Origin of the sequence: Streptococcus mitis (assembly GCF_946190285.1) — a bacterium.
In the GTDB taxonomy this organism is placed as follows: domain Bacteria; phylum Bacillota; class Bacilli; order Lactobacillales; family Streptococcaceae; genus Streptococcus; species Streptococcus mitis_CP.
Window position 1 is genome coordinate 23,838 of sequence record NZ_CAMHZX010000002.1, and the last position, 12,104, is coordinate 35,941.

At 40.5% G+C, this 12,104-nt stretch carries 10 protein-coding genes and 1 riboswitch; of the genes, 1 reads left to right on the forward strand and 9 read right to left on the reverse strand.

Annotation, left to right across the window (positions count from 1 at the left end; genetic code table 11):
* Nucleotides 1–17 precede the first annotated feature (17 nt).
* The 6 genes from N8L39_RS03750 to N8L39_RS03775 form a co-directional block, all read right to left on the reverse strand.
* Nucleotides 18–917 carry a TDT family transporter gene (locus tag N8L39_RS03750; protein ID WP_261010274.1) on the reverse strand — a complete coding sequence of 300 codons (900 nt, stop codon included), beginning with the start codon at nt 915–917 and terminating at the stop codon, nt 18–20.
* A 108-nt stretch (nt 918–1,025) separates the two neighbouring features.
* Nucleotides 1,026–1,574, reverse strand: coding sequence for a carboxymuconolactone decarboxylase family protein (locus tag N8L39_RS03755; protein WP_261010292.1), 549 nt, complete (start codon nt 1,572–1,574; stop codon nt 1,026–1,028).
* A gap of 132 nt (nt 1,575–1,706) precedes the next feature.
* Nucleotides 1,707–3,029, reverse strand: a complete 1,323-nt coding sequence (locus tag N8L39_RS03760; protein ID WP_261010273.1) for an alanine/glycine:cation symporter family protein — start codon at nt 3,027–3,029, stop codon at nt 1,707–1,709.
* A gap of 90 nt (nt 3,030–3,119) precedes the next feature.
* A riboswitch (glycine riboswitch) is annotated at nt 3,120–3,208 on the reverse strand.
* A gap of 204 nt (nt 3,209–3,412) precedes the next feature.
* The gene (locus tag N8L39_RS03765) at nt 3,413–4,972 is read right to left on the reverse strand and encodes a DUF6287 domain-containing protein (protein ID WP_261010272.1); all 1,560 of its coding nucleotides are present in this window, start codon (nt 4,970–4,972) and stop codon (nt 3,413–3,415) included.
* 141 nt (nt 4,973–5,113) lie between these two features.
* Nucleotides 5,114–6,175, reverse strand: coding sequence for an endo-beta-N-acetylglucosaminidase (locus N8L39_RS03770; RefSeq protein ID WP_261010271.1), 1,062 nt, complete (start codon nt 6,173–6,175; stop codon nt 5,114–5,116).
* Nucleotides 6,176–6,233: 58 nt separating this feature from the next.
* A complete protein-coding gene (locus N8L39_RS03775) occupies nt 6,234–7,610 on the reverse strand; it encodes a PspC-like choline-binding domain-containing protein (RefSeq protein ID WP_261010270.1) in 1,377 nt (458 codons plus the stop codon).
* A gap of 211 nt (nt 7,611–7,821) precedes the next feature.
* Between N8L39_RS03775 and N8L39_RS03780 the strand changes: the two genes are divergently transcribed.
* Nucleotides 7,822–8,751: a helix-turn-helix domain-containing protein gene (locus tag N8L39_RS03780; protein WP_261010269.1), complete on the forward strand. Its 930-nt coding sequence runs from the start codon at nt 7,822–7,824 to the stop codon at nt 8,749–8,751.
* Nucleotides 8,752–8,800: 49 nt separating this feature from the next.
* On the opposite strand, the gene N8L39_RS03785 is transcribed toward N8L39_RS03780, so the two are convergent.
* From N8L39_RS03785 to zapA, 3 genes are all read right to left on the reverse strand, one after another.
* Entirely contained in the window at nt 8,801–11,137 is a 2,337-nt protein-coding gene (locus N8L39_RS03785) for an endonuclease MutS2 (RefSeq protein WP_261010268.1), read from the reverse strand.
* Nucleotides 11,138–11,240: 103 nt separating this feature from the next.
* On the reverse strand, nt 11,241–11,789 hold the full coding sequence (locus N8L39_RS03790) for a CvpA family protein (protein ID WP_000624513.1): 549 nt from the start codon (nt 11,787–11,789) through the stop codon (nt 11,241–11,243).
* On the reverse strand, nt 11,786–12,088 hold the full coding sequence (gene zapA, locus N8L39_RS03795) for a cell division protein ZapA (RefSeq protein WP_000002019.1): 303 nt from the start codon (nt 12,086–12,088) through the stop codon (nt 11,786–11,788). Before zapA ends, N8L39_RS03790 begins: the two co-directional genes overlap by 4 nt.
* Nucleotides 12,089–12,104 lie beyond the last annotated feature (16 nt).

Genomic DNA, 12,104 nt, shown 5'->3' on the forward strand with positions numbered 1-12,104 from the left:
GGTTTAGCTATTTCTAGCTAGACCTTTTTTCGTAACCAATTCAGATAAGTGCCTAATACAAAGACTAAAATAATTAAGCAAATAGCGGTTTCAGCCACAACCAAATAATCTAAAAATGGAAGTTTCAAGATTCCCTGAGCCATCTTGAGCGAAGTAGCTGTGATAATGGTTGGGAAGGTGAGGGCTGAGAAGGCTGGTTGAAAGCCTTGTTTTAAAATATTGGGTAGGCGAGTCAAAACAAAGAAAAAGAAGGATTGGGAAGCCAAGAGCATGACAATCAAAACCCAAGTCGGTAGACTCTCTCCTCCAACCCGAACCAGAGAAGCCAAAAGCAATGAGAAAGGAGCACAGTAAATCCCTTCTTGTCCAAGCATGGCTAGTGGGAGCGGATGTTTCTTTAAATCGCTATAAATAAGCGGATAGAGATAGAAGGTTAGGAGAAAACCAAAACTCAAGGTCGCATAGGCAATTTCGATGATGCCTACAAGAGGATAGGTTAAGGCAGCCACTGCTATTCCCACATAAAGTACCGTCCAGCTTGGAGTAGCATTGACTCTCTTGCCTGGATAGGCAAATTTGATGGTAAAACCAGCAATTAAGGCCACATCCAAGAGAAATGAAAACCACCAGAGTCCTTGCGCAACTAAAGGAAGATGAGGAAACAAGCGAAAGACATAAGTTGATAAAATCATCCCAGCCATGGGAAAGGTGGCCATCCCTGACAAGAGAGGGGGGTTGGTCAACTCTTGCTTGGTTTCTTTCCAATTAAAGAGATGAAAAATCAGAAAGTAAATCCACAAAACCAAACCTGTCAGACTAAAAAGATGTGACAGAACCGGCAACGTATCTAACATAAGATTTCCAGCTCCTGCTAAACCTAGCAAACATCCAGAAAATACCAAGGGGAGTTTTTTCATTCTAACCTCCAATAATCATGTTAGTTTCAGTATAGCATAAAAGCGCTTAAATGAGGGGATAAAAAATGAAGTCCGATTATTTCAGACTTCATTTTACTCAGATATGAATTAAGCATAAGGTTGCAATTCTGGGTTAATTGGGGTATTGGCTAGGTTGTTGGCATAGTTACAGAGGCTTGCTAGGCTGACACCAAGAACAACATCCAAGGCATTTTGTTGGGTGTAGCCAGCTTCTAGAAACTCAGATAAGGCTTCATCTCCTACACGACCCTTGGTATTGATAACTGCCAAAGTAAACTTAGCTAGGGTGTCCAATTTAGGATCTGTTTCGATTGGAGTACGATTGCGAAGGGCTTTCAGAAGGTCATCATTCATCTGGATTTGTTTGATGGAAAAAGCTGTGTGACCTGCCACGCAGAAAGCACAACCATTAGTTACAGCTGCCGTGATTTGCACTACTTCACGCTCAACTGGTGTCAGGCTATTGCGACGGTTGATGGCTCCGACAGTTCTGTAGGCTTCTAAGGCGGTAGGTGCATTAGCCAAGAGACCGATTAGGTTGGGAATATAGCCATTGTTATCTTTTTCTACTGTTTCAAGAACTTCTTTCACTTCTGCTGGTGCTGATTCTACTGTATGAATTGTAAATGTTGTCATCATAAAACCTCTTTTCATGTTGTTGAAATCTAGTCTATCACAGATTCTATACCTTGTATAATATATATTTTAAATTGTACCGATAGAAATTTTTTATGAAGGCAAAAAAATCACACGCGGAGTGTGATTTCATTATTTGTCAAAATACTTTTTAGTCTCAGAAATGACGACTGGTGACAAGACCAAGAGGGCAATCAAGTTTGGCAGAGCCATCAAGGCATTGACGATATCTGCGATAATCCAAACCATATCCAACTCGATAAATCCTCCCAACAAGACCATGAGTACAAAGACCACACGGTAGAGCCAGATAAAGCGAACCCCAAAGAGGAACTCGAAACAGCGTTCTCCATAGTAGTTCCAACCAAGAATCGTTGTAAAGGCAAAGAGTACAAGGAAGATGGTCAAAAGGGCAGGTCCAAAGTGTGAAAAGACTGTTGAGAAGGCTGACTGAGTCAGGGCAACTCCATTCAAATCACCACTCCAAACACCAGTCACCAAGATGGTCAAACCAGTCAGAGTACAGATAATGAGGGTGTCAATAAAGGTTCCTGTCATGGAAATCAAGCCTTGCTCTACCGGTTCATTTGTCTTAGCCGCAGCAGCTGCAATGGGAGCTGAACCTAGACCAGACTCATTTGAAAACACACCACGCGCCACACCATTTTGAATAGCCATCCGAATGCTAGCACCGGCAAATCCACCTACCGCAGCAACAGGACTAAATGCTGATGTCAAGATTAAAGCGATTGTGGCAGGGATTTTCCCGATATTAAAGAAAATAACTGTAAGAGTTCCCAAAATATAAATGATGGCCATAAAAGGAACAACAGTAGTTGAAACCTTTGAAATGGACTTGAGTCCACCAAAGACTGCAATTGCTACAAATACAGACAACACAAGAGCTGTGATGGCTGGCGAAATAGATGTTGTATTCTGGATAGATTCTGTAATCGAGTTGACCTGGGTGAAGGTTCCGATCCCCAATAAAGCCACTAAGACACCTGCAAGGGCAAAGAAGATAGCAAGCGGACGCCATTTTTCTCCCATCCCTAGAAGGATATAGTGCATTGGGCCTCCCGCTACTGCACCATGATCGTCCTTGGTGCGGTATTTAATCGCCAAGAGTCCTTCCGCATACTTGGTAGCCATTCCAAAGAAAGCGGCCATCCACATCCAAAAGAGAGCTCCTGGTCCACCAACCTTGATAGCCGTCGCTACCCCGATAATATTTCCCGTACCAACTGTCGCTGCTAGAGCTGTACACAAGGCCGCAAAACTGGACACATCGCCATGCCCCTTATCCTTGGTAAAAATAAGCTGGAAGGCCTTGGGCAGACGCAAAACCTGCAAGAGTCCTAGACGGGCAGTTAAGTAAATTCCTGTTCCGACCAAGAGAATCAAGAGGGGTGGGCCCCAAGCAAAAGCATCAATTGATTTAAGCAATTCTAACATTCTATTCTCCTATCTTTTCAACCCCAAAAGAAAGAGCACATGCAAGATACATGTACTCTGGAATGCTTAGATAAATGCTAAAAAGCGGTCTATCCTAGCTCTGTCCTTTTACCTGAGAGTTTGAGCAGTTGCCTGCCTTGCCCCTTCGGTGCCTTTACGGTCTCTCCAGAGTTCCGTCCATTTACAGTCATGGAAAATCAAACGATTCTCCACTTCTATTAAACTTCATTCGGTGTTGGTATTTAATTGATTCTTATTTTACAAAAAATGTTGGCCTTTGTCAATGTGTTACTGGGAAATTCTTATTTGACTCTGTAGAAGAAAGATTGAGCATTTCCATGTGCGTGGGGTGCTATTAGTTATTAAATCAATCTGTTTCACTCTTATTCTACACGATATAAGAATTGTTCTGGATCCCCATGTAACGGAAATGCAGCATGGAAGATGATTCTATCTTTACTAATATCCGAAGCATCCGTAACTACCTTACCCATAGATGTCCCATCCGGTATTCTAACACCTGCTGGTACAAACTTAATAAAGACTCCAAAATCTTTGGCCGAATAGCGAGCTATCAACAAACCATTTACCAATTCTGATTCTGTAAGGTCAACTGTAAACTGTTCTGGAGCCACTAGCCCATCCTTACTAAAAACTAAATCTTCTCCACCATTACCTTTACTCCATCCTCCTTCAATACTAGAGAAATCTCCATTTTTTATGGCATTAATATCCATTTTTTTAGAAGCAGTTTTGCTGGTTGAAGATGATGTTGTAGCAAATTTTTCTGTTACAGATTTCCAAGTCAGATTAGATAGATTCATTCGAGTACCAGGACTGACTTCATCCTCTGTCTTAGCTTCTTTAACCTTCTCTAGTTTGTCCCCACTACTATTCAATTTCCAAATGGTATGAATGGTTTGTGGGTCTCCTGCGAACGGATTCCACTGGGTATAAAGCTTCCCATCTTCTAGGAGATAGGCCTTAAAGCGTGTTCCAAGCATCTGCATTTTATTTTCAGCATTGGTGAGGCGAATGACTTTCTGATCTTTGAGTGTGAAAATATCTAAGATTTCACTACCATTTTTCGAAGATACAATCAATTCATCAATGCCATTTTTATCCATATCAACCATTGCATAGGTGAAGGCTTGACTGCGTTCTGCCATCCCTGCATAGACATTAGCAGTTAGATTGATATTATCCTTAACCTCTGACTTATGGTCTAAAATAAATTCATAATCCTTCAAAATGCTGTTATAAGGACTGTAATCTACGCTTGGTTTAGTTTCATCTGTACCCTTGTCTGCACTGCTTCCGCCAGGAATCTTATCTGAAACTGACTTCCAGCTTAAAGTCTCTAGAGAAATGGGAGAACCGACCCCAAGATCCACTAGTTCTTGAGCCTCCTTACCTTTTACCAAAGACTGTCCGTCTTCACTAAATTGGTAGTGAGCATAGATGTGACTCGTTGCTGTACCAGCTCCACGATAGAGCAGGGAATTGTCTGGCAAAATACCGATTGTTATTCTCTCACCAATCTGGTCTAAATGATTTTCTTGATTGGTCAAACGGATCACTTTTTCATCTTTCAAAGTGCGGATATCAAGCAAACTCTTCCCGCCACCCTTCATTTCAAGAGCAATCAAGAGTTCATCCATTCCATCATTATTCAAATCTGTCTTGTGGTAAACCACATCTGTATAAAATCCTTGAGAAGAGTTTACTTGAGTAGCTAGGGGATTGACATCTATGCCAGTCGGCAAGGTACCTTTCGCTACTTTTTCGTAGTCATCCAAAACCTTGTTATATTTGCTGTAATCTATCTCTGGAGTTGCCACTTCCTCGGATGCTGGTTCCGCGCTTTTATTCCAAGGTAGATACTGACAACCTCCTAAAACTAGTGTCAGTGAAAGTGTTGTGGCTAATAATAACTTTTTCATATTGCTCCTTTATCTAAGAGAAAGGAACCAGCCTGTGCCAATTCCTTTCGCTATTTTTATTGTATTCAAAATGTTGCCTATTCGCAAATTATTTTTCATTTCTATTTATTTATCATAGGCCATTTCTCACAAGCTATGATTCTAGCGTACCCACTTACCTGATGCATCTACTTTGTAGCCATCTGGGGTACGTTCGTTGACTGCCATCTTACCATTTGACTTGAGATAGTAGTCACCAACCCATTTATTACGAGCATAGCTACCCTCAGAAGTTAAGTAATAGTAAGAACTGTAGCTACTATCATAAATCCACTCACTCTTAGCCATTTTACCATCTGATTTGAGGTAGTAACTTCCAGCCCAAGCATTACGGGCATAGCTACCCTCTGCTGTCAAGTAATAGTATGATTTATAGTTATTGTCATAAATCCATTCGCTCTTAGCCATGTAGCCACCTGACTTGAGGTAGTAATTGCCTGACCAAGCATTTTGAACAAAGTTACCTGAAGCATTTAGATAGAAGTATGAATTGTACTGAACATCAAAAATCCATTGATTGACTACTTTAACACCAGCTTTGTAGTAAGAAGAACCTGACCAGCCAGTCTGACCTGAGTTAGAGTTAGTAGATTGTTTTGGAGTTTCAGTAGTTGTTGGTGTTGTGGATGATTGTGTTGAAGATACTAGACCAGCAAATTTACCGTCTTTAATACTAAAAATAGGAGATTCTCCTTTGTATTGATGACGAAGCTTAGTTTGAGGATCAATATAAAATTCACTTACATAAGCTTCATATTTATATTCACCATCAGGAATCGAATCATATAAATAAGAGTCGTTGCTACTTTTTGTTAAATCGTAGGATCTTAAACTAACTTGTGCTCCAGTATTATCATCTACAACCTCTTTTGTTTTAGCGTTAACAAGTTTCGTTCTTACAAAAATATAATCTTGCTTACTATTCCAATTATTAACAAAATTAGGATTAACACTATCAGTTGAAAAAGTGACAGAAACGCCACGATTTTTATCATAACCAACCAAACTTAGATTGACCTTGTGATCAACATTACCAACTGCAACGATGTCATCAGCCTGCACCGTTTGTGCTGAAAAAGGTAAAACTCCTGCTGTGTCAATTGTTGACAATACTCCGACTGTTGAAAGTGCCAAAGCACATACTAATAATTTCTTTTTGTTCATGTTATTCATTTCCTTTATTTTATTTTTAATATTTATTTGTTTAAAACCTATCACTCATCTATCCGACAAAACGATGATTCTTTACACGAAAGACAACAGATTGTCCATCGTATACCTTTCCATCTTGTCCTTTTCCCTTGATAACAAAGCGATAACTACCATCTGGAGTTGCACTAAAGAAGTGACGAGTTTGAAAAGCACGTAGACTTGGATTGTAGGTCACAGTAAACTGAGTTTGTGTAGAAACTGAACCTGTATTTGCATCAACTAAGGCAAAATCATAGTATACTTTATAAGATGAAGATGGAGTGCTAGGTAGAGCGATATCGATATAAGTCATAGCATCATTAACATGGTAAAGGCTTATTCCTAATGATGTTGCTTGTGAACTGCTAGCTGTAGGACTTTCCTGAGAGCGGATCCACTTGCCTGAGCCATCAACTTGATAACCATCTGGTGTACGTTCGCTAACTGCCATCTTACCGTTTGACTTGAGATAATAATCACCTACCCAAGTATTACGAGCATAACTTCCTTCTGAAGTTAAGTAATAGTAAGAACTGTAGTTACTGTCATAAATCCACTCACCTTTAGCCATCTTACCGTTTGACTTGAGATAATAGTCGCCTACCCAAGTATTACGGGCGTAACTTCCTTCTTTTGTCAAATAGTAGTAGGATTTGTAGTTGTTATCATAGATCCATTCACCTTTAGCCATTTTACCATTTGACTTGAGATAATAATTACCCACCCAAGTGTTACGGGCATAATAGCCATCTGATGTTAAGTAATAATAAGCTCCATAGTTCTTATCATAAACCCACTCCTTCTTAGCCATGTAGCCACCTGACTTAAGATAGTAATCACCCTCCCATGCATTTTGAACATAGTTACCTGAAGCATCTAGGTAGAAGTAGGAATTATAGTTCTTATCATAAATCCACTTACTGGTAACTTTAGTACCATTTTGATAGTAAGAAGAACCTGACCAGCCAGACGGAACTGTAGATTGTGGAATTGGAGTTGGATCTGGGGTTGGTTTTTTATCCGATTGTGGAATTGGAGATGGATTTGGAGTTGGTTTTTTATCCGTCAGTTTCTTAATTGCTTCTTTAAATTCTTCGACAGTCCCCTTCCACTCTATGTAATTGGCACCAGACTTATTCTCATTAGCTATATACTTGCGAGCAGATTCTTCGAAATAAGATAATTCTGGAGTGGTTTTTGTGGCCCAAATAATGGGACGATTAGCAGTACCTCTCCAATTTTTAAATACTTCTGAACCCTTCGGAACAAGAATATAGTATTTTGCAGATGTAGTCAGCATTTGTTCATCCGCTCTAACTGTTGACACAAAGAAAGGATTTGTATCACTTGTTGTAGTAGCAAGACCCACTGCTAAAACAGCAGAAGCGAGTAAAATGTATTTTTTCATCAAAATTCTCCTTTAAAATTTTATTGTTTACGGTTACAGTATAGCATGCTATTTACCTTATTTACTAAAAGCGTATCTATATTTACCTTTATTAAACAAATACCCCCCCCCCCCCCGAAAAAGCGTAACTATAATTACTTTTTTCTAAAATTTCCCTTAAAAACTGGTAGAATTATGATAGAATGGAAAAAAGGACTCGAGGAGATTTAGGATGCAAGATGAAAGTGTGTATGGATTAGTCTATAAAGCTATTCGTGAGGAAAGAGGGTTTACTCAAAAGGAAGCTGCTGGTACAACGGTGACTCCTCACTTTTTACGTCAGTTTGAGCAAGGAAAATCTCGAATAACCATTCAAAAATTTGAAGAGATTCTTTCTAATATTGGAATTGATAAGGAGACATTTGATAGTCTCAAAACGCAGATGTTTCCAACGGAATTTCATAAATTACAGGCTCAAGTTGCTGATTTGGCCTATAAGCGTGAATTTAAAAAGATTCTTAGCTTGATTAATCAACCTCTGGAGAATCCTGGAATAGCTGAACACTATGTGATTGCCAATCGTGTAGTCAATAAATTTGCTATCGCAAACATCATCGGTGATTCTTTTCTGACTCCAAAAGATTATCAAGAACTAGAATATATCAAAAACTATCTTAGTGAATTGGACGATTGGAATAAAATTGAAGTGAATATCTTTTCATCTATCCTTCCTCACTTTTCAATCGAATTTTTAGACTACAGACTCTACCACTTATTAGATACTCTAAAAAAACAGACAGAGTACCATTCAACTCGTACTGCTGACTACTATATTGCCTGCTTAAGAACTGCTATCAAGCATTACTCTGTTAACGGCTACTATGATAAAGCTGAAAATCTAGCGTTGAAGACTCTGGAAGTGATTAATACCTTCCCTCTACTGAGTACCAAGATGACAGAGATGATTAGTCTTTCTATGGAACGGGCTAATAATTTTCTCAGACAAGACGATGTCAAAGGTCTAGAGCTTGCTAAGCATATCTTTGCTAGTCTGGATAACTTTGAAAAAATCTATCCAAATCAACTTCTGACTCGAATGAGAGAGGACTTCTTTGTTACTGTCACACAACTCAATCACACTGGACAACCTTTAGATGTCTAGGCTAGAAAAAGAAAAAGCTTGAGGAACCACATATTTCCTCAGGCTTTTCTTATCCTTTAAAAGTCACAATAGTCGCACCACTGCCTCCAGCATTTTGTGGGGCATAGCCGAAACTCTTGACATGTTTGTTTCTTTGTAGGTATTTGGTGACACCTTCACGGATGACACCTGTTCCGATACCATGGATGATATCAACTTGAGCCATATTGTTAAGCAAGGCTTGGTCGATAAAGGCATCTAGCTCATTCATGGCCTCTTCATAACGTTTGCCTCGAAGGTCCAGTCTGGCTTGTGGGCCACGACCAGAAGTTCGTTTCACGACATTGACCTGTTTCTTCTTGACTTGCTTTTCTTGCTGGGCTTGAACAAGGTCAAATTCTTTCTCTTCCAAGGTCATCTTAATCAAGCCAACTTGGGCTTCCCAACGGCCATCCTTGAGTTGACTAGTCAAGGTACCACGCTGGCCATAACTAAGAACTACGATATCATCTCCCACCTTTGGAGCTCGTTTTTTCTTGGCCTTTTGAAGTACCTTGTTTTTAGACAAGTCCACTTTTTCAGGAGCCAATTTTTTCAGCTTGGCCTTGGCTTCAATGATTTCGTGAGGCTTGAGTTGAGATTTACTGTGGAGATTTTTGAGAATCTGGTCACTCTCACTTAGGGCCATGTCCACAATCTCACTAGCTTGTTCACGCGCCTTATTAAGCTCCGTTTCCTTTTCACGATTAAGCTCATTGTAGAGTTTTTTGAGCGCTCGGTTCATCTTGAGATTTTCTTGCTCCACCTCACGGATATTGTCCAAGCGTTTGCGACTCTCTAGCGTCTGCTCTTCCAGCTGCTCAATAATCCGATTGACATCATTGTCCTGATCGACCTGCTGACTAGCATCCCCTACGATAACTTCAGATAGGCCTAAACGTTTAGCAATTTCAAAAGCATTGCTTCGGCCAGGAACACCCTGCATAAAGCGATAGGTCGGGCGAAGAGTTGCAGTATCAAACTCCATGCTGGCATTTTGCACAAAGGCTGTCTCAATACCGTAGGCCTTGAGTTCTGGATAGTGGGTGGTCGCCATGGTCTTGACTTGACGCAGGCGAAGGTCCTCCAGAATAGCCATGGCAAGGGCAGCTCCCTCTTGGGGATCTGTACCAGCCCCCAACTCATCCAAGAGTAAGAGTGAATGTTGGTTGACCTTGCTAAGAATATCCACAATATTGGTCATGTGGCTAGAGAAGGTAGACAAGCTCTGTTCAATAGACTGTTCATCGCCAATATCAGCAAAGATTTCTTCAAAAATACCAACACGACTTCCCTTATCTGCTAAAATCGGCAAACCTGACTGAGCCATAACCTGCGTCAAGCCCAGAGTTTTAAGCATGATGGTCTTCCCACCTGTATTGGGACCTGTAATGACAATGGCTGTTAAATCTTGACCAAAATGGACATCATTTGCGACGGCATTTTTAACCAGAGGATGACATACATGGAGCAGTTGAATTTCCTGATTTTCTGACAGCTGAGGAACGACTGCTTGCCTTTCTTGGATAAATCGGACCTTGGCACGAATCAAGTCCAGATGACCGATAATCCAGGCGTCATTAGCAATCTCAGCCGCATAAGGGCGGACACGCTCAGAAATTTCTTGAAGAATTCGAAGCATTTCATAGCGCTCATCTGCTCGTAAACTGGCAATTTCTTCGCTCAGTTTGACCACCTCACGGGGTTCAATATAGACGGTATTTCCACTAGCAGAAATATCATGAACAACACCTGCAATCTTATTACGGTAGGTGTTTTTGACTGGTAAAACCTGACGGCCATTTCTGCTGGCAACAATCCCTTCTGTCAACATCTGCCCTTTTTGCTTAAGCAAATCTTGCAAAACATCGCGAACCTGACTCTCGCTATCATGGATTTTTCTGCGGATTCGTGCCAATTCTTCACTGGCAAAATTTTCAATGAAACCTGCATCATTAAAGGCTTGGAGATTTCCTTGTAATTGCGGAAAATCATGTAATTTCTCAAACCAAAGGGCTAATTCTTCCAAGCTGACATTTTCCAGATTGGCATAAAAACTTTGCAGTTCTCGGCTAGACAGAAGCACGCGCTTCAAGAGTAGGAACTCCTCAATATTGAGGTCTGCCCCCATCTCCAAACGCTTGCAGACTCCTGCAATTTCCTTGGTTGCAAGAATAGTAAAATGCGGTTGCTCAACAAAGAGAGCCTGCATTTCCTTCATCTCAGCAAAAGCCTGTTTGATTTTATCTGCTTTGTCAGTCGGAGCCAGCTGTCTCAATTGCTCCAAGCCCTGCTCGGTCAACAAATGGGGTTCAAACAAGGCCTTGACCTTATTGAACTCTAACGTTTCTAATATTTTCTTGTTCATCTTTATTTCCTTGTCTTTGAATGTCTAGGTGTATTAGCTTTTTACATTCTGATAGATTCTAGTCAAATCTGTAAACAAAGGGCTAGGAAAACTCCTGCCCTTTTTATCCGATTAAATTTGTCACCCAGATTTGTTTGAGCCAACTGGTTGTTACTGGTATGCTCTGGATGATGTGTTTTGCGACGATACTCTTTTCAAGAGGATTTTGTATAGCTGCCATGGGAATGGTCGCCAAGATTGTCAAGGCCATTTGCAAGACAAATAAGGTCACCAACATGGACAAGATCCCTGCTGAAACTTGGAACAACTTACCACCCAGTTTTTTACTAGGAATCAAGTGTAAGAGGAGACCAAGCAAACGACCGATGCTATAGACTATCCCAAATACAAGCAAATAGCCGATCCCTGCGTAAAAGACCTTATCCAACTGAAAGAGTTGATCCGATGGGAAAAAGAAAGTTCCCTGACCTTCCTGCGGATTTGCATAAGGGAGCAATAAGTGGAATTGTTCTCCCAGCCCCTTGTAAAACTGGCCAGCCACAAAAGCAGATGCCATAGCTGAAATAAGGTAATAAACCTGTAAGAGAAGGCCTCTCCGATAGCCGATATAAAATCCCCAAGCCAAGACCAATAGAAGAAGGAGTGAAATCATAAGGAATCCTCAATCTTGCTCTGTTCTTGCTTACAAGTCACGAGCTTGTGACGGAGTTCTTCTAATTCTTGCTCCTTATCGTCAAATTCAATCTCACGACTGAGCTGAGTTGATAAACAGTTGACTGCCAACAAAAGAGCGATGGTTTCATCATCTGCGCTAGGCATTTGTTCTTTAATTGCTTGATATTTTTCTGTCGCAACCTTGGCGATTTCCTCCATAAAAAGATTATCATGTTCGCTTGTCAAGGTTAATGATTTTTTCCCGAATGTAAATTTGAATCGATTTAGATTTGCCATAAAATTCACCTCACGA

Coding starts and splice junctions, on each gene's coding strand:
- N8L39_RS03755 (WP_261010292.1), bottom strand. CDS start 1,574: ATGACAACATTTACAATTCATACAGTAGAATCAGCACCAGCAGAAGTG.
- N8L39_RS03790 (WP_000624513.1), bottom strand. CDS start 11,789: ATGATTTCACTCCTTCTTCTATTGGTCTTGGCTTGGGGATTTTATATC.
- N8L39_RS03780 (WP_261010269.1), top strand. CDS start 7,822: ATGCAAGATGAAAGTGTGTATGGATTAGTCTATAAAGCTATTCGTGAG.
- N8L39_RS03770 (WP_261010271.1), bottom strand. CDS start 6,175: ATGAACAAAAAGAAATTATTAGTATGTGCTTTGGCACTTTCAACAGTC.
- N8L39_RS03775 (WP_261010270.1), bottom strand. CDS start 7,610: ATGAAAAAATACATTTTACTCGCTTCTGCTGTTTTAGCAGTGGGTCTT.
- zapA (WP_000002019.1), bottom strand. CDS start 12,088: ATGGCAAATCTAAATCGATTCAAATTTACATTCGGGAAAAAATCATTA.
- N8L39_RS03765 (WP_261010272.1), bottom strand. CDS start 4,972: ATGAAAAAGTTATTATTAGCCACAACACTTTCACTGACACTAGTTTTA.
- N8L39_RS03760 (WP_261010273.1), bottom strand. CDS start 3,029: ATGTTAGAATTGCTTAAATCAATTGATGCTTTTGCTTGGGGCCCACCC.
- N8L39_RS03750 (WP_261010274.1), bottom strand. CDS start 917: ATGAAAAAACTCCCCTTGGTATTTTCTGGATGTTTGCTAGGTTTAGCA.
- N8L39_RS03785 (WP_261010268.1), bottom strand. CDS start 11,137: ATGAACAAGAAAATATTAGAAACGTTAGAGTTCAATAAGGTCAAGGCC.